At 43.4% G+C, this 22,028-nt stretch carries 17 protein-coding genes; 13 read left to right on the top strand and 4 right to left on the bottom strand.

Annotation, left to right across the window (positions count from 1 at the left end):
* Nucleotides 1–108: 108 nt before the first annotated feature.
* Nucleotides 109–2,517 (bottom strand): phosphoenolpyruvate synthase, encoded by a 2,409-nt coding sequence (gene ppsA, locus ACYQ05_RS02580; RefSeq protein WP_459818052.1) that lies wholly within the window; start codon nucleotides 2,515–2,517, stop codon nucleotides 109–111.
* 282 nt (nucleotides 2,518–2,799) lie between these two features.
* Here ppsA and ACYQ05_RS02585 point away from each other — a divergent pair, with 282 nt between their 5' ends.
* From ACYQ05_RS02585 to ACYQ05_RS02605, 5 genes are read left to right on the top strand one after another with little or no spacing between them, the layout of a single operon-like run.
* Entirely contained in the window at nucleotides 2,800–3,771 is a 972-nt protein-coding gene (locus ACYQ05_RS02585) for a thiamine pyrophosphate-dependent dehydrogenase E1 component subunit alpha (protein ID WP_459818054.1), read from the top strand.
* Nucleotides 3,758–4,735, top strand: a complete 978-nt coding sequence (locus tag ACYQ05_RS02590) for an alpha-ketoacid dehydrogenase subunit beta (protein WP_459818056.1) — start codon at nucleotides 3,758–3,760, stop codon at nucleotides 4,733–4,735. Before ACYQ05_RS02585 ends, ACYQ05_RS02590 begins: the two co-directional genes overlap by 14 nt.
* Entirely contained in the window at nucleotides 4,725–6,011 is a 1,287-nt protein-coding gene (locus tag ACYQ05_RS02595) for a dihydrolipoamide acetyltransferase family protein (RefSeq protein WP_459818058.1), read from the top strand. Before ACYQ05_RS02590 ends, ACYQ05_RS02595 begins: the two co-directional genes overlap by 11 nt.
* Before the next feature lie 5 nt (nucleotides 6,012–6,016).
* Complete coding sequence (locus tag ACYQ05_RS02600) at nucleotides 6,017–7,318, top strand: dihydrolipoyl dehydrogenase family protein (RefSeq protein WP_459818060.1); 1,302 nt, start codon at nucleotides 6,017–6,019, stop codon at nucleotides 7,316–7,318.
* A gap of 18 nt (nucleotides 7,319–7,336) precedes the next feature.
* Nucleotides 7,337–8,041, top strand: a complete 705-nt coding sequence (locus ACYQ05_RS02605) for a 2,3-bisphosphoglycerate-dependent phosphoglycerate mutase (RefSeq protein ID WP_459818062.1) — start codon at nucleotides 7,337–7,339, stop codon at nucleotides 8,039–8,041.
* Between the two features lie 78 nt (nucleotides 8,042–8,119).
* Here ACYQ05_RS02605 and pgm read toward each other — a convergent pair whose 3' ends face one another.
* The 3 genes from pgm to aat all read right to left on the bottom strand — a co-directional run bounded on the left by pgm (nucleotide 8,120) and on the right by aat (nucleotide 11,158).
* A complete protein-coding gene (gene pgm, locus ACYQ05_RS02610; protein ID WP_459818064.1) occupies nucleotides 8,120–9,763 on the bottom strand; it encodes a phosphoglucomutase (alpha-D-glucose-1,6-bisphosphate-dependent) in 1,644 nt (547 codons plus the stop codon).
* A gap of 336 nt (nucleotides 9,764–10,099) precedes the next feature.
* A complete protein-coding gene (gene infA, locus ACYQ05_RS02615) occupies nucleotides 10,100–10,318 on the bottom strand; it encodes a translation initiation factor IF-1 (protein ID WP_459818066.1) in 219 nt (72 codons plus the stop codon).
* Nucleotides 10,319–10,408: 90 nt separating this feature from the next.
* The gene (aat, locus tag ACYQ05_RS02620) at nucleotides 10,409–11,158 is read right to left on the bottom strand and encodes a leucyl/phenylalanyl-tRNA--protein transferase (RefSeq protein WP_459818068.1); all 750 of its coding nucleotides are present in this window, start codon (nucleotides 11,156–11,158) and stop codon (nucleotides 10,409–10,411) included.
* 318 nt (nucleotides 11,159–11,476) lie between these two features.
* Between aat and dnaE the strand changes: the two genes are divergently transcribed.
* The 8 genes from dnaE to alr all read left to right on the top strand — a co-directional run bounded on the left by dnaE (nucleotide 11,477) and on the right by alr (nucleotide 22,019).
* A complete protein-coding gene (dnaE, locus tag ACYQ05_RS02625) occupies nucleotides 11,477–14,983 on the top strand; it encodes a DNA polymerase III subunit alpha (protein WP_459818070.1) in 3,507 nt (1,168 codons plus the stop codon).
* 160 nt (nucleotides 14,984–15,143) lie between these two features.
* Complete coding sequence (gene acs / locus ACYQ05_RS02630; RefSeq protein ID WP_459818072.1) at nucleotides 15,144–17,099, top strand: acetate--CoA ligase; 1,956 nt, start codon at nucleotides 15,144–15,146, stop codon at nucleotides 17,097–17,099.
* A 218-nt stretch (nucleotides 17,100–17,317) separates the two neighbouring features.
* Nucleotides 17,318–17,641: a 30S ribosomal protein S6 gene (gene rpsF / locus ACYQ05_RS02635; RefSeq protein ID WP_459818074.1), complete on the top strand. Its 324-nt coding sequence runs from the start codon at nucleotides 17,318–17,320 to the stop codon at nucleotides 17,639–17,641.
* An 11-nt stretch (nucleotides 17,642–17,652) separates the two neighbouring features.
* Nucleotides 17,653–17,880: a 30S ribosomal protein S18 gene (gene rpsR, locus ACYQ05_RS02640; protein WP_459818076.1), complete on the top strand. Its 228-nt coding sequence runs from the start codon at nucleotides 17,653–17,655 to the stop codon at nucleotides 17,878–17,880.
* Between the two features lie 17 nt (nucleotides 17,881–17,897).
* On the top strand, nucleotides 17,898–18,791 hold the full coding sequence (locus ACYQ05_RS02645; RefSeq protein ID WP_459818078.1) for a DUF2232 domain-containing protein: 894 nt from the start codon (nucleotides 17,898–17,900) through the stop codon (nucleotides 18,789–18,791).
* 24 nt (nucleotides 18,792–18,815) lie between these two features.
* Nucleotides 18,816–19,271 carry a 50S ribosomal protein L9 gene (gene rplI, locus ACYQ05_RS02650; RefSeq protein WP_459818079.1) on the top strand — a complete coding sequence of 152 codons (456 nt, stop codon included), beginning with the start codon at nucleotides 18,816–18,818 and terminating at the stop codon, nucleotides 19,269–19,271.
* A gap of 136 nt (nucleotides 19,272–19,407) precedes the next feature.
* Entirely contained in the window at nucleotides 19,408–20,847 is a 1,440-nt protein-coding gene (gene dnaB / locus ACYQ05_RS02655) for a replicative DNA helicase (RefSeq protein WP_459818080.1), read from the top strand.
* Nucleotides 20,847–22,019 (top strand): alanine racemase, encoded by a 1,173-nt coding sequence (gene alr, locus ACYQ05_RS02660; protein WP_459818082.1) that lies wholly within the window; start codon nucleotides 20,847–20,849, stop codon nucleotides 22,017–22,019. The genes dnaB and alr overlap by 1 nt, the downstream gene beginning before the upstream one ends.
* Nucleotides 22,020–22,028: the final 9 nt, after the last annotated feature.

Here is a 22,028-nt window from a genome sequence, read left to right on the forward strand (position 1 = left end):
TCTATCCCTCCGTCTTTTGTATTAATGCAAGAAAGTGACTACTATCCAAATCAACTCCATTAAAAGCGTGAATAGCTAGTTTTTAAATTATAGAGAAATTTCCTATTTTTATGAGGTTTTTTCAAGCTTAGCAATGTCTTCAATGGTTCTGAGAACACTGTCTGGATTGAGACTGATCGAATCAATCCCTAATTTGACAAGATATTCTGCGATTTCAGGATAATCTGATGGAGCTTGACCGCAGATGCCGCTATGGCGATGATTGCGCTGACAACCTTCGACTGCTAAACGAATCATCTCTTTAACCCCTTCATCCCGTTCATCATAGTCAAAAGCCACCACTTCACTGTCTCGATCGACCCCCAATGTCAATTGGGTTAAATCGTTACTGCCAATGCTGAAGCCGTCAAATAGTTGGCTGAAGCGATCAATTTGAATAACGTTGTTGGGAATTTCACACATGACATAAATTTGGAGACCATTTTCCCCTTTTTTGAGTCCATATTTTTTCATCGTCTCTAAGACACGTTCACCTTCATTAACACGACGGCAAAATGGAATCATTAAGATGACATTTTCAAAGCCCATCTCATCACGTACACGTTTCATCGCGGCACATTCCAGGGCAAAGCCTTCTTCATAATTTGGATGTGAGTAGCGGGACGCACCACGGAAACCAATCATTGGGTTATCTTCTTTGATTTCAAAAATTTCTCCACCGAGTAGGGAAGCATATTCATTGGATTTAAAATCACTCATGCGAACCACGCAAGGCTTTGGATAGACGGCTGAAGCGATGGTGGCGACCCCTTCTGAAAGGGTTTTGATAAAGAAATCTTCCATAGAAGTATAGGCTTGAGATAAGCTTTCTAACTTTTCTCGAGTGGCTTCATCCACTTTTTCAGGATGTTTAAGAGCCATGGGGTGTGCTTTGATGTATTCATTGATAATAAACTCCATTCTGGCTAATCCGACTCCATCTACGGGTAAAGAAGCTAGAGAAAAGGCCAAATCAGGATTACCTAAGTTCATCATAATTTCAGTTTTAGTTTTTGGAAGGTGACTTAAATCGGTTTGAATGACTTCATACTCCAGAAGCCCTTCATAAACACGGCCAATATCACCTTCGGCACAACTCACAGTAACATCGCCTACATCTTTAAGCACTTCGGTCGCATTCTCACACCCCACCACCGCGGGAATACCCAGTTCACGAGAAAGAATGGCGGCATGACAGGTTCGTCCACCTTTATTGGTAATAATGGCACCTGCGATTTTCATAATCGGTTCCCAATCGGGATTGGTGGTGTCTGCTACCAGCACTTCACCCGCTTTAAATTGATCCAGTTCATCAACACTGGCAATATAGTGGGCTCTTCCTTGTCCTATTTTGGTGCCAATGGCTTGTCCGGTAACCAGAACCTTGCCAGTTTCTTTAAGATGATAGGTTTCAAGTAGAGTGCCTTTTTTCTGTGATTGAACGGTTTCAGGTCGTGCTTGCACCATATAGAGTTGGCCATCTAATCCATCTTTGGCCCACTCCATATCCATAGGTTTGTGATAGCCTGCTTTTTTAGAATAGTGATCTTCAATCTTTATGGCGTAATCCGCCAGTACCATCACCTCTTCATCACTGATGCAGAAATGATGCTGTTCTTCTGGTGTGGTTGGGATGTTTTGGGTATATTCAACTGCAATATTGTCTAAATTAATATTGTCTGATAAGACCATCTTTTTCTCTTTGCTTCCCAATGAGCGTTTGAGCACCGCTTTAAATCCTTTTTTAAAGGTCGGTTTATGCACATAAAACGCATCTGGATTAATGGTGCCTTGCACAACATTTTCCCCCAATCCTAAAGCGCCATTGATAAAGACCACATCTTTAAAGCCGGTTTCGGTATCAAGAGAAAACATAACACCGCTTGCAGCCAAATCGCTGCGAACCATTTTCATTACGACCACAGAAAGATAAACCTTAAGGTAATCAAACCCATGATCATATTTATAATGAATCGAGCGGTCTGTGAAGTTAGACGCTAGGCAGCGCTTATAGGCGTCTAATAACGCTTCTTCAGTGGAAATATTTAAATAGGTATCATTCTGGCCAGCAAAAGAGGCTTCAGGGGAGTCTTCTGCTGTCGCTGATGAACGCACAGCCAGTGAAAGCGTCTCTCCATACTCAGCTTTGAGTTGTTGAAAACCTGCTAAAATTTCTGATTGTAAATCTTCTGGTAATTTCGCTTGGTAGACAATTTCACGACACTGTTTACCCGCTTTTTGTAGGGCGTCCACATCATTGACATCTAAGTTATCTAGGAGTGCATGCAGTTGCCCCCATGCATCATTGGCATCCAGAACATATTTATAGGCATGAGCCGTTACTGCGAAACCATTTGGCACGAGTACGCCTTCTGCAGTAAGGTTTTGATACATCTCGCCGAGGGAAGCATTCTTACCGCCTACTTCATCAACATCTTCGATTGAGATCTCTTTAAACCATTTAATATATTGTGACATTCTGAACTCCTTGAGATGCATTAAGAAAGTGATTGTTTAAATCAGTATATCTTTTTAATTTTCAAAGAAACATCATTCAGTGCAAGATTCATGAAAATTTAATATTTTGCATTTTGATGTAACTTTTCTGTTCTCATTTTCTTCATCTTTACCGTATTATTTAATTAAAAAACTAGGAACTAAATAGTGTAGACTTTTCAAAAAGTCATGCGTGTGTTGTGGCCAAAAAAGTTCCGCGCTCTTGACGCCTTTTATTGATTTATGGTGAATAAAGGAAAGAAAATGAACAAGTTAATCGCAGAAGAGATGTACTATTTGATGGCGCTTGGTCGAGCCTTTGAGTATGCTGCTAAAGAACATTATATGAAAGGAAATATATCTGGATTTTTACACCTAGATATTGGTCAAGAAGCGTTAAGCGTGGGGGCAGTTAAAGCTTTCGAAAAAGGAGATATTTTTGCCAGCTATCGAGAGCATGTGATTGCTATGGCTCGCGGGATTGAACCAAAAGCGGTGATGGCTGAGTTGTTTGGTAAAGCAACGGGCGTTAGCGGCGGTAAAGGGGGGTCAATGCACCTGTTTGAACCAAATGCCTATTTTTATGGTGGAGATGCGATTGTTGGCGGACACATTCCCAATGCAGTGGGTTGTGCTTATGCTAGAGCCTATCAACAAGAAGAAGCAGGTGTCATGGCGATCTTCGGAGATGGGGCTGCTAATGGTGGCGCATTTTTTGAATCCTTAAATATTGCGGCCACGCATAAATTACCGCTGCTATTTTTATGTGAAAACAATGAGTATGCCATTGGCACTAAAATTACACGCGCTGCCCCTTTTAGAGAGCAGGCTAAAAAAGCGGAACCCTTTATGCCAACCTACGAAGTGGATGGCATGGATGCAGAAGCGGTGTATGAAGTCATTAGCGAGGCGAAAAAGTTAATCGAGATGGGACATGGTCCCATTTTTGTCGAAGCCTTTACCTGCCGTTATGAAGGGCACTCCATGAGTGACGCCAACCGTTACCGTAGTGCACAGGAAATGGCACATTGTAAAGCCAAAGATCCGATTGAACGCTTTAAAAAATCCTTGCTGGAGAAGTGGCAATTGACACCCCAAGAAATTAAAACAATAGAAGACCGTGCACAAAATGCAGTAGAGGAAGCGGTTCACTATGCCGAAACTTCCCCAGAACCCGATGCCGACACACTGTTTGAACATGTTTTTTATGAGGAGAATCGCCATGCTATATCGTGAAGCCTTAAATAAAGCCCTGGATGAAGTCATGGAAGCAGATGATACGGTAGTCATTTTGGGAGAAGATGTGGGTCTTTATGGGGGCAGCTATCGAGTCACCGAAGGCTTGGTCGAAAAGTATGGTGAAAAACGGGTGATCGATACGCCCATTGCTGAATTAAGTATTGTCGGCAATGCTGTGGGAATGGCCATTGGCGGTTTACGCCCAGTAGCAGAAATAATGACTGCAAATTTCTCCCTTTTGGCCTTCGATCAAATTATGAATCATATGGCTAAATTACATTACATGAGTAATGGCAAAATCGTTTTACCTATGGTGGTGCGTTTCCCTCAAGGTGTGAGTCGTCAACTGGCGGCCCAGCACAGTGAAAGCTATGAACAGATGCTCTCTGCTGTACCCGGTCTAAGGGTTTTGAGTGCCAGTGATGTGAACTATGCGTATCATGCATTGAAATATGCCGTCTTATCTGATGACCCTGTGATCTTTATTGAACATGAATTGTTGTACAACAAAAAAGGGGAAGTGAATTTTGCACAGCTTTTAGACCCTTTTAAAGCAAGAATTGTGAAGCCAGGACAGGACATCACGATTATTAGCTACCTGAAAATGGTTGATGATGTGATGCAAGCGGTGCCTGAAATTGAAAAGACACTGGGATGCAGTTGTGAAGTGATCGACCTCTGTGCACTTAACCCTATAGATTATGAAACCTTAAAACAATCCATTGAGAAAACAGCCCATCTGGTGGTGGTTGAAGAGGACCACAAAACGGGCGGTTATGGTGCACAAATTGTGGCCTGGGCAGCCGAAAATCTATTTTACGCTTTAGATGCTGCGCCCCTGCGCATAGCAGGAGCAGATGTTCCTATTCCTTATAATCGAAGTTTGGAGTTGAGTAGTATTCCGACACCAGAATCGATCACTCAAGCAATCGTTGCATGGGGTAAGCAAAATGAGCTATGAAATTGTCATGCCACAGCTGTCTGATTCCATGGAAGAGGGCACCTTAATTAGTTGGAAAGTGAAAGAGGGGCAAACGGTTAAAACTGGCGATGTGATTGCTGAAATAGAGAGCGACAAAGCCATTATGGATGTGCAGACCTTTAAGAGTGGAACTGTGCAGAAATTATTGGTCAAAGAGAATGAAGTGGTTCCTGTTGGACAAGTTATCGCCGTGATTGATACGGAATCCTCATCTAATGAGTCTATTTCAGAGTCATCAGCAGCAGCGCCACAAGAAAAAAGCCGTGCACCGGCTAAAGAGCAAACGCCCATAGAAAAGAAAATACCGACTTCAAAGCTTGTTCCTAACGCAGACTCAAGTCAAACGGATGAGCCAGCCACTGCCGTTAAGATCCCTTCGATTAAAGCTCAGGAACAAACCGGCATTTCACCTAAGGCTAGAGCCAAAGCTGCGCAATATGGCATTGATATTCAGGCCATTTTAAAGCGATCTTCAACAAAAATTGTGCATGAAAAAGAGATTGATGCTTATTTAAAAATGCATTATTTTACGCCCAAGGCCTTGTCACTATTGGAGCAGTATCATTTAGATTATGCGCTCTTTGATTTAAACCACAAAATAGATGAAGCTGAGGTTCAAGCTTATATTGAACAGCATCAACTTGCTTTACCTCAACCGCTCACTTCCATGCAAAAAGCGATTATTGCTAGTGTGAGTGAAGCCGCGCAAAAGCCAATTTATCATCTTTATGATCACCTGGATGCGAGCCTGCTTTTAGCGCATAAAAAAAACTACAGTATGACCACTTGGCTGATTAAAATTTTTGCTAAGACGATGATGGCGCATGAAGCTTTTCGTTCACACCTAGAAAAGGATCATTTGATTATAGATCCACATGCTTCACTCGCCATTGCGGTGGCAGATGCTAAAAACCTGTATATGCCAGTGATTAAAGCGGCGGACAAGCTTTCTGTGGTTGAAATTGGTAAGCAACTCGCCCGTTTTAAAGATAAACTTCAAACGAAATCTTTCCGTGCAGAAGAGATGCAAGGTTCTAATTTCGGTATTTCCAATCTAGGCATGTTGGGTGTGGAATCCTTTGATGCGATGATCAATAAAAATGACTCAGGAATTGCCGCCATTGGTGGACTGATCGATAACAAAATTTCCGTGACCTTAACGATTGATCACCGTTTAATTAATGGCTATGAAGCGGCCTTATTTATGCGCGATCTAAAAAATGAAGTGCTAAATCCACAAAACTTTGAGGAGTAGAGGCGATGTATGACATTATTTTTATCGGCGGTGGACTCAACTACGCAGGGGCGGTCAAGGCTGCAAGAAAAGGTAAAAAGGTCGCTCTGATTGAAAAAGATTTAGCGCATCTAGGCGGTGTCTGTCTGCACAATGGCTGCATTCCCTCTAAGATGTATTTAGCCTATGCGGAAACGGTTTTAGCCAGCCGAGCATCGGTGTTAGACGGTGAAGTCCAACTTTCCCTACAGAAGCTGTTGGATGAAAAAAAGGCGTTAATTGACCGCGCCACTCAAGGCGTGAGGCACCAATGTGCTCAGGTGGATTTAATTGAAGGTGAAGCTAAGCTTACTGCGCCCCATCAAGTTGCGGTCAATGGTCAAGTTTATGAAGGGGAAGCAATTGTGATGGGCACTGGTGCTTCTCATGAGATCCCCAGCGGCATTGATTATAACGCCCGAGATATTATTACCAGCGATGAAGTGTTAACAATGGAAACCCTACCTGAGTCAATAGCGATTTATGGGGTAGGTGAAATTGGTTTAGAGATGGCCAGCTTTTTTGCGGCCTTACAGACAGATGTAACCTTGATCAATCCCGGTGACAAAGTTTTAGAGTCAGCGCACCCCAAGATCCAGAAAGCCATTAGAAGCCAGTTGGCACAATTGGGGATTGAATTACTGGAGAATCAACGCATTCAAAGCGCAAAAAGCACGAAAAAGGGTGTGCATATCACTTTTGAAGACAAAAGCAGTTTGTATACGCCTATTCTTTTAGTCGCTGTAGGAAGGAAAGCGAATACAGCCTTTATTGAATGTCCAGAGATTCAGGTGGATGAAAAGGGGATTGTCACCGATCGATTTTTTGAGACCACACTGCCTAAACATTATGCCATTGGGGATTGTAATGGAAAGGTGCAATGGGCACATGCTGCACGCGCTGAAGTATTAAATGTTGTTGCACGTATTCTAGGTGAAGCGCCTCCACCCTTAGACCTGGATCAAGTGGTCAAATTTATTCATACTTTACCGATGAGTTATGCGGCGATAGGCAATACAAAAACAGAAGCCTCTAGCTGGGAACCCTTAAATCAATACCCCTATTCGGCTTATCATCAAGCCACTGCTGGAATGATGATCAGTTATGCGGATCATCAAGGCTTTATCACAGGGGCAGAGATTTTTGCACCTCGTGCGGAAGAGTTGGCTGCGATCGTAGGCATGAGTTTGGCCGGTGAAATGGATGCCAATCATGCTAAAAAAACCATTTTTGGCCATCCTACCTTCAGTGAAGCCTTGCAGAGTAGTTTTGCAAAGCTTCATAAATAAGTCTATCAAGGAATGCTAATGAAAAATTCGCAACTCATTTTAGTGCGTCATGGACAGAGCACCTATAATCAAAAAAACATCTTTACTGGCTGGACAGATGTTGATTTAACTGATCAAGGAAGGGAGGAAGCGACAAAAGCAGGGTTACTCCTTAAACAACATGACCTCTATCCTGACATCTGCTTTACTTCCTGGTTAAAACGCGCCATTCATACGGGACAAATTATGCTCAATGCATTGCAGTGGGAGCATATTGATGTTTTAAAAAGCTATCAGCTCAATGAACGCCATTATGGTGATTGGCAAGGAAGAAATAAAGATGAGGTTAAACAGATCTATGGCGAAGAAATGTTTCTGGCTGTCAGACGAGGTTACGACGTCGCGCCGCCACCTCTGCCTGAAGAGGATGAACGAAATGCTTGGCATGAAAAAAAATATGCCCAATTTGATCGAACTCAATTACCCCGTCATGAATCACTAAAAGACACGCAGAAAAGAGTTTTAGCCTATTATCATGCGAAAATTGTTCCACAATTACAGAAGGGGAAAAAAGTACTCATTTCAGCGCATGGTAATACCCTTCGCGCTTTAGTGATGGAGCTTGAGCAAATGTCCCCAGCAGCCATTGTTCAGTTTGAAATTCTAACCGGTGAAATTCTGGTTTATGATTTTGATACAGCCATGCAAGTGATCCATAAAGAGATGCTGGTGGTCAATGAATGATCTCGTTTTAACTTATTTATTCATTGTCGATCAACCAGCACTCCTTGCTTCCTTTGTCGTATAACCTTGGCCAATAACTTACTGTGCAGATTCAAATAGGGTTTTCATAAAGTTTTGAGCTTCTTGTTGGATCTGTGTTAAATGCTCCTCTGACAAAAAGCTTTCTGCATAGATTTTATAAATCTCTTCAGTTCCAGATGGGCGCATGGCGACCCAGCCATTTTGGGTAATGATCTTAAGCCCCCCAATTGGAGCATGATTTCCTGAGGCTTCTGTCAAGATGCTTTCTATTTTTTCACCTGCAAGGGTGTCAAGTTGGAGGGCATCGGCATTAAGATTTTTTAGAATCCGTTTTTGTTCTGAAGAGGCGGGCGCATCAATGCGAGCGTAATAGGAGGTACCAAACTCAGCTTCAAACTCTGCATAGATATCCGCAATATCTTTACCTGTGACCGCCATGATTTCCGCTGCGAGCAAAGTCAAAAGCAGACCATCTTTATCGGTCGTCCAGACAGTGGCATCTTTTCTTAAGAAAGAGGCGCCAGCGCTCTCTTCTCCGCCAAACCCAAGCCAGCCTTCAAATAAGCCCTCTGCAAACCATTTAAAACCGACCGGAACTTCATAAATTTCTATGCCTAAACTGGCACAGACTCGGTCTATCATGGCGCTGGAAACTAAAGTTTTACCTACTTTTAAATGATGGGTGAAATTTTTGCGGTGGGTAAAGAGGTACCAAATCGCTACGCTCAGATAATGATTAGGATTGATTAAACCGCCTTTAGGGGTCACAATTCCGTGTCGATCTGCATCGGTATCGTTTGCAAAGGCCAGGTCATATTGGTCTTTTAGTTTCAGTAACGAGGCCATGGCATATGGGGAAGAACAGTCCATGCGGATTTTACCGTCATGATCCAAAGTCATAAATGAAAAAGTGTAATCAACATAGGGATGGATAATATCCATATCCAGTTGATAGTGAGACTTTATCTTTTCATAAACGGGGATGGCAGATCCACCAAGCGGGTCTGCAGCCAATTTGAAGCGAGCATTTTGAATGGCTGAAAAATCAATGATTTCGTCAAGCGCTTCAACATAGGGTGTTATGAAGTCATACTCAGTTACTAAAGGCGATTGAAGGGCCTCTTCATAAGAAAGCAAAGCCACTTCTTTGAGTCCATTTTGTAGAATTTCATTGGCGCGTTTTTCAATGACGGAGGTGACATCAACATCAGCTGGCCCACCATTGGGTGGATTATATTTAAATCCCCCATCTTCAGGCGGGTTGTGAGAAGGGGTAATCACAATGCCATCAGCCAGTGCATGCGTATTTTTATTATGCTCAATAATCGCGAAAGAGACTAAAGGCGTCGGGGTATAAGTATCTTCTTTAGCGATAGCTACTTGAATACCATTGGCTGCACAAACGCGTAAGGCGCTAATTTGTGCCGGAGTAGAAAGGGGATGCGTATCTTTACCAATATACAAAGGCCCCTCATAACCCATTTTTTGCTTATATTCACAGACCGCCTGAGTAATCGCAAAAACATGCGCTTGATTAAAGCTTTTCTTAAACGCACTGCCGCGATGGCCCGAAGTGCCAAAACTAACTTTTTCACTGGTTTCAGCTGGGTTCGGATCTTTTTCATAATAATCGCTTAAAAGCGCAGCGACATCAATGCGTTTAGAATAGGGCGCAGGTTTACCTGCTAATGGATTCAACATTTTTAAACTCCGAGCAAAGGTTTTTTTATTTCTTAGAGACCTTTGCATGAGTGGGATGCGAGCTAAAAATGAGAAAAAATTTTCCATATCTAGGCGGGAAATGCAGGTAATAGCCAGCTATTGCCAAGTTTTCCAACAACGATAGGGGAAATTTTAGCCATTTTTAGCCGTAGAACCATCTCGTGCAAAGGTCTCTCTTACTCAGAATATATAAGTAAAGCGCAGATGTAAAGTGAAGATTAGATGAAATTTAGGGTAGGGAATGTGAAGAATCGAATAGAAATTATTAATTAATCAAGCCATTCAGCTTGATTAATTAATTGAGCAGGATTATTTTTATTTTCCGCGATAGGTAATACGACCCTTTGTCAGATCGTAAGGGGTGAGTTCCACTTTAACCTTATCGCCTGCCAGAATACGGATGTAGTTTTTGCGCATTCTGCCAGAAATGTGCGCTAGAATTTCATGTCCATTTTCTAGCTGAACTTTAAACATAGTGTTAGGAAGGGTTTCAATGACCGTTCCTTCAAATTCGATGACATCTTGTTTTGCCATATTTCCTCATTTATGAGTTTTTTAAGAAAGCAATTATTATACGGATTTTTACTCAAAAAACAAGTCGATCAGAATTAAGTTTCATTTTTTTTATGATGATTGAGGTTTCCAGTTTAAGGCTAAAGATGGCCAATCACAGTCAAATTGCCATTTTTTGAGAGGTGCTGGCACCTGAGTTGCCTGTTGTAAAATCTGTTCAAATTCTGATCTGAGGATATTGATCGCACCAAAACGATTAAGGTGATCGGTTTCGACTTGAGTGTCAATTAAAGCAAATTCCCACTGAATTAGCTGCATCACCAGCGCAGTAAAAGCAATTTTTGACGCATCCGGTTTTAAAGCAAACATGGATTCTCCATAAAAAACCTTACCGATGGCCACGCCATAGAGTCCGCCTACGAGGTTGCCTTCTGCATCCCAAGCTTCTACCGAGTGTGCATAACCTGATTCGTGCAGCTGTCCATAGGCGTGTTTAATTTCCTCTGTAATCCAGGTGCCTTCTTGATCAGGTCGAGGCACGGCGGCACAGTGTTTTAAAACTGATTTAAAATTATGATCTAAAGTAATGATATAGGGTTGTTTTTTGATTTTTTGTTTTAAGCTTCGAGCAATTTTAAAATTGTGAGGAAATAGAACTGAGCGCGGATTAGGTGTCCACCATAGAATGGGCTCTCCGGGATTAAACCAAGGAAAAATCCCTTTTTGATAGGCATGCAAAAGCCATTCCACTGTCAATCCGCCACCAATGGCAAGCAGTCCATTGGGATCTTCTAAAGCTAATGATGTCGGAGGGAAGGTTACAGGGGCAGGTTCTAACCAAAAGGGACCAGTGCTATTCATATAATGTGATTCAATCTCTATTCATGGGATAAAATAATCAGCGAGAGATCTTAGCATGAATGATATGCGAGCTAAAAATCAAAAATTTTTACCATGTAGCCGTTTTGTGCAAAGATCGTGATCTAATTAGAGACCTTTGCATGAGTGGGATACGAGCTAAAAATGAGATAAAATTTTCCATATCTAGGCGGGAAACGCAGGGAATAGCCAGCTATTGCCAAGTTTTCCAACAACGATAAGGGAAATTTTAGCCATTTTTAGCCGTAGAACCATCTCGTGTAAAGGTCTCTATAAATCTTTTGGAATCTCAAATCGTTTATGACGCAATTTGTACACCTTCACGTTCATTCTGAATACTCCGTTGTTGATAGCACTTTAAAAATCAATCAACTCATCGATTTTTGCCAAACCCAACAGCAGCCCGCCATTGCGCTAACAGATCAAAATAATCTGTACGCTTTAGTGAAATTCTATAACGCCGCTCGAAAAGCCGGGGTTAAACCCATTATTGGTGCAGATGTTTGGATTGAGAATGAACAGAATGAAGCCTATCGACTGGTGTTGCTCTGTCAAAATAATGAAGGTTTTTTAAACCTCTCGCGATTAATCACAAAAGCGTTTAAAGAGAATCAAAGATTGGTTGAAGGGGAGGTTCTGCCCCTTATTCAAAAGTCATGGTTGGCTGAACGCAATGCCGGCTTGATTGCACTTTCTGCCAGTATAGAAGGGGAGTTAGGGCAAGCGATTTTGAGTGAAAAAGTGAATCAAGTGGCCAAACAAATTGAGTGGTGGCAACGCTTTTTCCCTAACCGCTTCTATTTGGAGCTGACAAGAACCGATAAGCCTGAAGAGGAACCCTATATTCAAACCGCCTTAGAGGTGGCACACCGTTATCAATTGCCAGTGGTGGCGACCAATAATGTGCGCTTTTTAACGGAAAAAGATTTTGATGTTCATGAGGTTCGGGTCTGCATTCATCAAGGCTATGTGATGGAAGATCCCAATCGTCCTAAATCTTACTCGCCGCAACAGTATCTTAAATCAACAACTGAGATGGTCTCGCTGTTTGCAGACATTCCTGAGGCCATTGAAAATACGGTGGCCATTGCACAGCGCTGTAATGTTGAGCTGACCTTAGGCACCTATTTCTTGCCCAATTTCCCCGTGCCGGAAGGCATGACGATGGATGAGTATTTTGTCGTGGAGAGCCGTAAAGGCTTAGAGGAACGGCTTCAATTTCTATATGGGCATCTACCACAAGCAGAATTTGAAAAGGTGCGTCAGCCCTATGATGAACGCCTGAAATTTGAGCTTGAAATCATTATTCAAATGGGCTTTCCAGGCTACTTTTTTATCGTTGCAGACTTTATTCAGTGGGCCAAAAATCATGGCATTCCGGTGGGGCCCGGTCGAGGTTCTGGCGCTGGGTCATTGGTGGCCTATTCTTTAAAAATTACCGATCTGGATCCTCTACAGTATGACCTACTGTTTGAGCGCTTTCTCAATCCAGAACGGGTTTCGATGCCGGACTTTGATGTTGATTTCTGTATGGAACGTCGCGATGAAGTGATTGAATATGTGTCTGAACATTATGGGCGAGACCATGTTTCGCAGATTGTCACCTTTGGTACCATGGCTGCAAAAGCGGTAGTGCGGGATGTAGGCCGCGTGTTGGGTTATGGCTATGGTATGGTCGATTCAGTCGCCAAATTGATTCCGAATGATTTGGGCATTAAGCTAAAAGATGCTTTAGAAGTTGAAGAACTAAAAAGGCGCTATGAGCAAGAAGACGACGTACGCTTGCTCATGGAATTTGGTCTAAAACTTGAGGGAACGGTTCGCAATACGGGCAAGCATGCCGGAGGCGTGGTGATTGGCCCGAAACCTTTGGAAGAGTTTTGTCCAGTGCAGTGCGAAGCCGATGGCAGCTCTGCGGTGACACAGCTGGATAAAAATGATGTTGAAACCGCAGGACTGGTGAAATTTGACTTTTTAGGCTTGCGCACCTTAACCATTATTGATTGGGCGCTGAATGCCATTAATGAAGGTAAGCAGCCAGGGGATGAAGGCTTTGTGGATATTGCCCGTATTCCTTTAGATGACGCCAAAACATTTGAATTAATCAAAACCGGTCATACCACAGGGATATTCCAGTTGGAATCCTCTGGGATGCAAAAGTTGATTGTCAAACTGCGTCCAGACAGTTTCGAAGATATTATCGCCTTGGTCGCCCTGTTTCGTCCGGGTCCTTTAGATTCGGGAATGGTGGATAACTTTATCAAGCGTAAACATGGTGAAGAGCGGATCGCCTATCCCGATCCACAATATCAACATGAGCTGTTAAAGCCAATCTTAGAACCTACCTATGGCATTATCCTTTATCAAGAGCAAGTAATGCAGATTGCACAGGTTCTGGCTGGCTATACCTTAGGTGGCGCGGATATGTTGCGGCGCGCGATGGGGAAAAAGAAACCAGAGGAGATGGAAAAGCAACGTTCGGTTTTCCGGGAAGGGGCAATCAAAAATGGAATTGATGCCGATCTGGCGATGAAAATTTTTGATTTGGTAGAGAAATTTGCCGGCTATGGTTTTAACAAATCTCACTCAGCTGCTTATGCCTTAGTCTCCTATCAATCGGCTTGGCTCAAAACCCATTATCCTGCAGAATTTATGGCCGCTCAGATTTCTTCTGATATGGATAACACCGATAAGGTGGTGCATATGGTTAATGAGTGTCATAAGATGGGATTGACGGTTTTACGACCGGATATTAATCAATCTGACATTCAGTTTACCGCAGTTAAAGAGCAAGAAAAAACGATTCGCTTTGGCTTGGGTGCCATAAAAGGCGTTGGTGAAGCGGCGCTAGAAGGGATTATCGCTGAAAGGAGAGAAAATGGACCTTACCAAGATCTATTTGATTTCTGTTTAAGGGCCAATAAAAAAGCCAATAAAAGGGTCATTGAAGCGCTGATTTTAAGCGGTGCTATGGATTGTTTGCATGACAATCGACAAGCGATGTTAGCCAGTCTGCCCATGGCGTTGAAGCAGGCTGAACAGCATCAAAAAAATGCTGACAGTGGGCAGGTAGATCTGTTTGGAGAATTGATCGGCGAAAATGATCCAGTGCAAACCCAATTGCTTGAGGTGCCGGAAATGTCGCTAAAAATGCGGCTTAAGGGAGAGAAAGAAGTTTTAGGCCTCTATGTGACCGGCCATCCTATTGATCTATATGATAAAGAAATTCAATCACTTGTTGGCCATACTTTAAGTCAGCTCAAGCCTGAAAAGTGGCAGAAAAAATGGGCGGCAGGCTTGATTGTGGAAATGCGCACCAAGTTCACCAAAACAGGCAGTAAAATGGGATTCCTCCTGTTAGAGGATAGAACCGCACGGATGGATGTTGTATTGCGTCCCAATGTTTTAGAGGCAGTCGAACCCTTACTCAAACCCGATACTGTGATTATGGTGCAGGGGGAAGTGTCAGAAGACACCTTTAATGGGGATAGGAAACTTAAGATTAATGCGGAAACAATTATTAATTTGGCAGAAGCGCGCGCCGAAAAAGGACGAGCGATTAAAATTTTTGCAAAACAAGCAACCTCCATTGAACAACTTCAAGCGCTATCCATACTTTTAGGGGCTTATGGCATCGATAAAACAACTGAAAATGAAAGCGAAAACAGAGGGTTGCCGATTGTTTTAGAGTATGAAAACGAGGCAGCAAAAGGCCAAGTGGTGACGAAATCTCAAACCTATCGCCCGGAAGATGATTTAATCGAAGCCTTAGCTGCCCAAGGCTGGTGTCCGCAAATCGTTTTTTAGAAATGCCAGGAGCTTATTGACCGTTTCATAAAAAATTTGGGTTTTATCTTTAAAGAATAATTTAAATTTTATAGGGTTTGCAGTAAGATGAGCAAACTATCATTTTTCCATTAACTTGAATCGATATTTATCCAGATTCAAGTCTTTCAAGGAGTATGTTATGTCACAAAATATCGAGTCCGTTTTAAACGAAAATCGTGTTTTCCCACCTTCTGAAGCTTTTACTCAGCAGGCAAATGTCACGCCTGAAATTTATCAGCAGATGCTTAAAAAAGTCGAAGAAGATTATGAAGGCTTTTGGGTGGATTTAGCTAAAGAGAAGTTGGATTGGTCCAAACCCTTTACTCAAGGTTTAGATGAAAGCCGAGCTCCGCATTTTTCCTGGTTCGCCGATGGGGAGCTGAATGCTTCTTATAACTGTATTGATCGCCATCTAGAAGAAAAGGAAGATAAGGTCGCGATTATTTTTGAGGCTGACGATGGTGAAGTGACGCAATATACCTATAAAGAATTACACGATGAAGTGGCACGTTTTGCCAATGTACTTAAAGCGCAAGGCGTTGAAAAAGGGGATCGTGTGGTGATCTATATGCCAATGATTCCCCAAGCCGTGTTTGCGATGCAAGCCTGTGCACGCATTGGCGCGATTCACTCTGTCGTATTCGGTGGCTTTTCTGCCGAAGCTTTAAAAGATCGCATTGAAGATGCTGGCGCCAAAGTGGTGGTTACAGCAGATGGCGGGCATCGCGGCGGCAAGACGGTTCCTCTTAAGGCGGCAGTAGATGAAGCCCTAGAAAACGGCGCTTATTGTGTAAAAAAAGTGATCGTCTATCAGCGCACCGGCGATGAGATTGAGATGAAAGAAGGGCGAGACATCTACTGGCATGAAGCTGAAGCGGGGATGAGTAATTATTGTGACCCTGTTATGGTTGAAGCGGAACATCCTCTATTTTTGCTTTACACATCTGGCTCGACAGGTAAGCCGAAAGGTGTCCAACACAGTACAGGTGGCTATCTATTAAATGCCTATGTCACCAATGAATGGGTGTTTGACTTAAAAGATAATGATGTTTTCTGGTGTACAGCAGATGTAGGTTGGATTACAGGGCACACCTATGTTGCTTATGGGCCATTGGCCATGGGGATGACGATAGTCATGTTTGAAGGGGTGCCGACCTATCCGGATGCGGGACGCTTTTGGCAGGTCTGTCAAGATCATGGTGTCACGGTTTTCTATACTGCCCCTACAGCCATTCGGGCACTGATGAAATCTGGAGATGAGATTCCAAACCAATATGATCTCTCAAAACTTCGTCTATTAGGGACTGTGGGTGAGCCGATCAACCCTGAAGCATGGATGTGGTATTACACCGTAATTGGTAAAGAAAAATGCCCAATCGTTGATACTTGGTGGCAGACCGAAACCGGTGCCCATATGATCGCCCCTCTCCCTGGCGTCACCCCTTTAAAACCAGGTTCTTGTACCTTACCGCTTCCTGGCATTGATGCAGCCGTGTTTGATGAGCATGGGAACGAAATCCCTTATGGGGAGGGTGGGCTGCTTGTGATTCGTAAGCCTTGGCCTTCGATGATTCGAACGGTCTGGGGAAATGATGAGCGCTATCAAAAAACCTATTTTGGTGAGTTTGGTGACCACACTTATGTGGTGGGGGATTCAGCGCGCCGAGACGAGGATGGCTATTTCTGGATTATGGGTCGAATTGATGATGTAATCAATGTCTCAGGGCATCGACTCGGGACAATGGAAATTGAATCTGCATTGGTTTCGCATCCAAAAGTGGCAGAAGCTGCAGTTGTGAGTCGTCCTCATGAAATCAAAGGGGAAGCGATTGTCGCCTTTGTGGTGCTGAATACAGAGATTCCAGAAGGGGAAGCGCGCCAAGCCCTCATTCAAGAACTACGCAACTGGGTGGCAAAAGAGATTGGCCCGATTGCGAAACCGGATGACATTCGTTTTGGAACCAACTTACCTAAAACCCGTTCCGGTAAGATTATGCGTCGTCTGTTACGCGCCATTGCCAAAGATGAGCCGATTACTCAAGATACTTCAACCCTAGAAGATCCCTCTATCTTGGATCAATTTATGCAAAAATAAAATAACCTGCTGATAAGGTTACGTTTAAGGGGCTTAACAGCCCCTTTTTTGTCGTTGAATCCTCTCGTGCAAAGGTCTCTTTTATTGTGTTTTCAATAAACATCTTTTATAATGCTACGTTTTTAAGTGCTTTTGTGCTTGAAAATTCCTTGTCTCACTGACGGTCACTTTTTGAAGACTGGACAGGAGACTGTTTTTAATCCATAAGGAGAAAGAGAATGCGTCATTATGAAGTCGTATTTTTAGTGCACCCTGATCAAAGTGAACAGGTACCTGCCATGTTAGAGCGTTATCGTACGCTTATCGAAGGAAATGGTGGAAAAATCCATCGTTTGGAAGACTGGGGTCGTCGTCAATTAGCCTATCTAATTGACAAAGTCCACAAAGCTCACTATATCTTGATGAATATCGAATGTGATGCTGAGACTTTAAAAGAGCTGGATAGCTTGTTTTATTACAACGATGCAGTTTTGCGTAACCTCGTCATTAAGCGTGACAAAGCGATTACTGAGCCTTCAGTAATGGCGAACCAAAAAGATTAAGGAGAGCGATCATGGCAAAAGGTTTTGGTAGAAAAAAATACTGTCGTTTCACTGCAGAGGGTGTAACTGAGATCGACTATAAAGATCTAGATACTTTGAGAAGTTACATCACTGAAACAGGCAAAATTGTCCCGAGTCGTATTACAGGGACCAGTGCGAAATACCAGCGTCAGTTAGCAACAGCGATTAAGCGTGCTCGCTTTTTGGCTTTGCTACCTTACACTGATCAGCATAAATAATTAGAGACGGAAATAGCATGTTAGCCATTGCTAATACGGTGATGAAGGGGCCTAAACAGGCTTACCTATTAGCAAGTTTGTTGGCTTTTTTGACCCTTTTATTTTCGCCTGTTGGCCTTTTATGGGGGGCCGTGATAGTGCTCGTCACTTTAAGGGTCGGCACGCAGGAAGGGTTAAAACTTTTGGCAGTATCTGCTTTGGTGAATATTTTAGGCACGCTGGTGATCACGGGCAGCTATCTGCCTGCATTGGCGGCAGTGATGGAATATGCTGCCCCAGTTTGGGCTTTTGCCGCCCTATTAAGACAAACCCAATCGTTAGAAACCACTTTAACAGCCATTATGTTGGTCGTGGTGGGCAGCATCCTAGCCTTTTATCTAGCAGTGGGTAACCCAGAGCAATGGTGGTTACAAGTGATCACACAGATCCTTGAACCGGTGATGACTCAGGCGAATCTTGATCTGCCAGCTGAGGCTTTACAAGAATTTGCCCATATGCTGACCTTTTTAATGGGCATGTTTATGGTCATCCTCTGGTTTGGCATTGTGCTTTGGGGTCGCTGGTGGCAGAGCCGTTTGTATTATCCAGGTCAATTTCAAAAAGATTTTTATCGTTTGAAATTGCCGGCAAGTGTGGTTTATGCAGCAATTATTCTATCTGTTGCTGGATTGATTTTCAGTCAATCCACCTTGTTAATGGATCTTACTGGCGTGTTGATGGCTGGGCTCATGTTCCAAGGGCTGGCAATTGCGCATAAGGTATTTAGCGCTAAACATAAAGCGTGGTTAATTGGCCTCTATGTGCTGCTATTTCTATTTCCGCAAACGATTTTGATATTGGCAACCATTGCCTTGTTGGACTTCTGGTTTGATTTCCGCAAGCTTGATGGTGAGACACCCAGTAATGGGTAACAAATTTTTAAAGAGGTTTAAGCTATGAATGTTATTCTGCTTGAAAAAATACCTAATTTAGGTGACTTAGGTGATGTAGTTTCTGTTAAAGCGGGATTTGCTCGCAACTTTTTAATCCCACAAGGTAAGGCAAAACCCGCAACAAAAGAGAATTTAGCCGATTTTGAAGCGCGTCGTGCTGAGCTGGAAAAACAAGCGGCTGAAGCGAAAGCGGCAGCTGAAGCGGTTTATGAGAAAATGAATGGCACTGTGGTGACGATTCCTGCTCAAGCGGGTGATGAAGGTAAACTGTTCGGTTCTGTCGGCACGCAAGATATTGCAGATGCTCTAAAAGTGGCTGGTTTTGAGGTCGAGCGTCGTGATATCCGTTTGCCTGAAGGTGTTTTCCGTCATATTGGGACTTATGAAGTGGCGGTTCAGTTGCACTCCGATATCGTTGCAGACATTACAATTGATGTCGTCCCTGAAGACGCGGAGTAAGTTAAAGGGATTTTTTCCTTTAATTGATTGATGTTAAAAGGAGCTTCGGCTCCTTTTTTTGTGCTTCAAGCAGTGGTCACTTAAAGATTTGAGTATAATATCAAGCTTGCTAAGTTAATCGAGAACGCCCCATTTTATGCAATCAAATTCTCAATCTTCAACAGGTTTATTGAAAACCCCTCCCCACTCTATTGAAGCAGAACAAGCGGTTTTAGCTGGACTGATGTTGGCTAATGACAAGATGGATGATGTCATGGCCATTCTCAATGAGTATGATTTTTATACGCAAGCGCACCAAGCCATTTTCGCCACGATCATACAACTCCATCAACAAAAACGACCGTTTGATTTGGTCAGTGTGGTTGAAGCCTTAGAAAATAATGGAAAATTGGCTGAAGTAGGGGATAAACAGTATCTCGCTGAATTGGTAGAGAATTCATCTGGGGCAGCTAATTTAACCTATTACGCCCAGATTGTGCGAGATAAATCGATTTTGCGCAGCTTAATTAAAGATGCCAATGAAATCTCTGAAACTTGCTACTTCCCGCAAGGAAAAAGTGTGCGAGATATTTTGGATATTGCAGAATCCAAAATTATGGCAATTGCAGAGCACGGCTCTGGAAAGCAGCGCAACTATAAAACGATGGAGACATTACTGGAAAGTGCGCTCAATAAAATTGATGAACTGTTTAATTCAGATGGTAATATTACCGGGGTAGAGACGCATTTAACCAAATTTGATGAGGTGACTTCGGGCTTACAAGCAGGAGACTTGATTATTGTGGCCGGGCGTCCATCCATGGGGAAAACCACTTTTTCGATGAATATTGCCGAAAATGTGGCCACCCGAAGCGAGGTTCCAGTGGCGGTATTTAGTATGGAGATGCCGGGCGAGCAGCTGGCGATGCGGATGTTGAGCTCTTTAGGACGTATTGATGCGCAACGCATGCGAACCGGGAAATTGACCACGGATGATTGGCCTAAACTCAATCGAGCGGTTGGACTCTTATCCAATGCTGAAATCTATATTGATGATACCCCAGCCTTGATGATTACTGAGTTGCGTGCGCGAGCGCGTCGAATTGATATGGATATCCGAGAAAAACAACGAAAAGCCGCTGTTGAAGCAGGCGTGGAGGATCCAGAATCACAGGTCACAGGGTTAGGGTTAATTGTGATCGATTACCTGCAGTTAATGCGAGGCTCTTCAGCAAATTCCGATAATCGTGTGAATGAAATCTCTGAAATCTCTCGTGGCCTCAAGGCACTGGCCAAGGAGCTCAATATTCCAGTGATTGCACTTTCTCAGCTGAACCGAAGCTTGGAACAGCGCCCCGATAAACGCCCTAAAATGTCTGACCTGCGTGAATCCGGTGCTATTGAGCAGGATGCGGATTTGATTGTCTTTATTTATCGTGATGAAGTCTATAACCCTGACAGTGAAGCGGCAGGAACGGCCGAAATCATTATAGGTAAACATCGAAATGGGCCTTTGGCAACTATCCGACTAACCTTTTTTGGTGAATACACGCGTTTTGAAAATTTTGCAGGCTTTGAAGAATCAGAGGCCTATTAATGTCACATCATTTTCGTCCCACTCGTGCGACCATTGATATTTCAGCACTGCGCCACAACTTGCAGCAAGTTCGCCGTTTAGCGCCCAAAAGTCGGGTGATGGCGGTGATTAAAGCCAACGGCTATGGACATGGGTTACTGACGGTGGCCAAAGCGCTGCATCAAGCAGATGGATTTGCCGTCGCGTCTCTTGATGAAGCCTTGCAACTGCGTCAAGCAGGATTTTTGCATCCCATTCTTTTACTGGAAGGGGTCTATTCTGAAGCGGAATGGTGCTGGGTGTTTCAGCATCGGATCGATACCGTTATCCATCATTTTCAACAACTGGAGACGTTAGATCAAGCTTGGCGCAACCGTAACCATTTAAATAAACCTCAAAACCCAAACCCTAAAGTGGCTGCAAAAAATGCTAAAAACCCCAGTCCTGCCGCCAATGGTTATGGGTATCCCACGCTTTGGATTAAATGTGATACCGGCATGCATCGATTGGGGTTTGCAGCTGATGAAGTGCCAGCCCTAAATCAGCGGTTACAGCAGTGGTCGGGACTGAATACAGTTTGGATGAGCCACTTTGCTACGGCCGATGAAGATTTAAGCTTTGCGCGTCAGCAATTGGATTGCTTTCTGCAATTGGTGCCCCAACAAGCGGCTAAAAGTATGGCCAATTCAGCAGCGATTCAAAATCTACCGGAAAGTCATTTCCATTGGGTACGACCTGGGATTATGCTCTATGGTGCAGCCGATAATCGACTGATCAATACAACAGACATCTCCCATTTTAAGCCTGCCATGACCTTTGAAACGCAAGTCATCGCACTAAAGCCATTACACCCAGGAGAGTGTGTCGGCTATGGGTGTGATTTTACCGCCTCAAAAACAATGCTATTGGCTGTGTTAGCCGTGGGTTATGGCGATGGTTATCCGCGCACAGTTGCGAATCATCCTGACGCTTCGGTGAGTTATCACCATCAGCGCTTGCCAATCGTAGGACGAATTTCTATGGATATGATGACGGTGGATGCTTCCAGTGTAGCTAAACAGATTCATGTGGGGGATTGGGTTGAATTGTGGGGCAAACATTTACCTGTACAAGAGGTGGCTAAGTGGGCGCAAACCATTAGTTATGAATTGGTGACCGGTCTCACACAAAGAGTCCCAAGAATTTCAAGATAAAAGCACAAA

The organism is Galenea microaerophila (assembly GCF_054657255.1).

What these genes read in the sequence shown, in the direction of transcription:
- rpsF (WP_459818074.1), top strand. Translation starts at nt 17,318, where the DNA reads ATGCGTCATTATGAAGTCGTATTTTTAGTGCACCCTGATCAAAGTGAA.
- pgm (WP_459818064.1), bottom strand. Translation starts at nt 9,763, where the DNA reads ATGTTGAATCCATTAGCAGGTAAACCTGCGCCCTATTCTAAACGCATT.
- ACYQ05_RS02605 (WP_459818062.1), top strand. Translation starts at nt 7,337, where the DNA reads ATGAAAAATTCGCAACTCATTTTAGTGCGTCATGGACAGAGCACCTAT.
- ACYQ05_RS02585 (WP_459818054.1), top strand. Translation starts at nt 2,800, where the DNA reads ATGAACAAGTTAATCGCAGAAGAGATGTACTATTTGATGGCGCTTGGT.
- alr (WP_459818082.1), top strand. Translation starts at nt 20,847, where the DNA reads ATGTCACATCATTTTCGTCCCACTCGTGCGACCATTGATATTTCAGCA.
- dnaB (WP_459818080.1), top strand. Translation starts at nt 19,408, where the DNA reads ATGCAATCAAATTCTCAATCTTCAACAGGTTTATTGAAAACCCCTCCC.
- acs (WP_459818072.1), top strand. Translation starts at nt 15,144, where the DNA reads ATGTCACAAAATATCGAGTCCGTTTTAAACGAAAATCGTGTTTTCCCA.
- dnaE (WP_459818070.1), top strand. Translation starts at nt 11,477, where the DNA reads ATGACGCAATTTGTACACCTTCACGTTCATTCTGAATACTCCGTTGTT.
- ACYQ05_RS02645 (WP_459818078.1), top strand. Translation starts at nt 17,898, where the DNA reads ATGTTAGCCATTGCTAATACGGTGATGAAGGGGCCTAAACAGGCTTAC.
- ACYQ05_RS02590 (WP_459818056.1), top strand. Translation starts at nt 3,758, where the DNA reads ATGCTATATCGTGAAGCCTTAAATAAAGCCCTGGATGAAGTCATGGAA.
- rplI (WP_459818079.1), top strand. Translation starts at nt 18,816, where the DNA reads ATGAATGTTATTCTGCTTGAAAAAATACCTAATTTAGGTGACTTAGGT.
- infA (WP_459818066.1), bottom strand. Translation starts at nt 10,318, where the DNA reads ATGGCAAAACAAGATGTCATCGAATTTGAAGGAACGGTCATTGAAACC.
- ACYQ05_RS02600 (WP_459818060.1), top strand. Translation starts at nt 6,017, where the DNA reads ATGTATGACATTATTTTTATCGGCGGTGGACTCAACTACGCAGGGGCG.
- ppsA (WP_459818052.1), bottom strand. Translation starts at nt 2,517, where the DNA reads ATGTCACAATATATTAAATGGTTTAAAGAGATCTCAATCGAAGATGTT.
- ACYQ05_RS02595 (WP_459818058.1), top strand. Translation starts at nt 4,725, where the DNA reads ATGAGCTATGAAATTGTCATGCCACAGCTGTCTGATTCCATGGAAGAG.
- rpsR (WP_459818076.1), top strand. Translation starts at nt 17,653, where the DNA reads ATGGCAAAAGGTTTTGGTAGAAAAAAATACTGTCGTTTCACTGCAGAG.
- aat (WP_459818068.1), bottom strand. Translation starts at nt 11,158, where the DNA reads ATGAATAGCACTGGTCCCTTTTGGTTAGAACCTGCCCCTGTAACCTTC.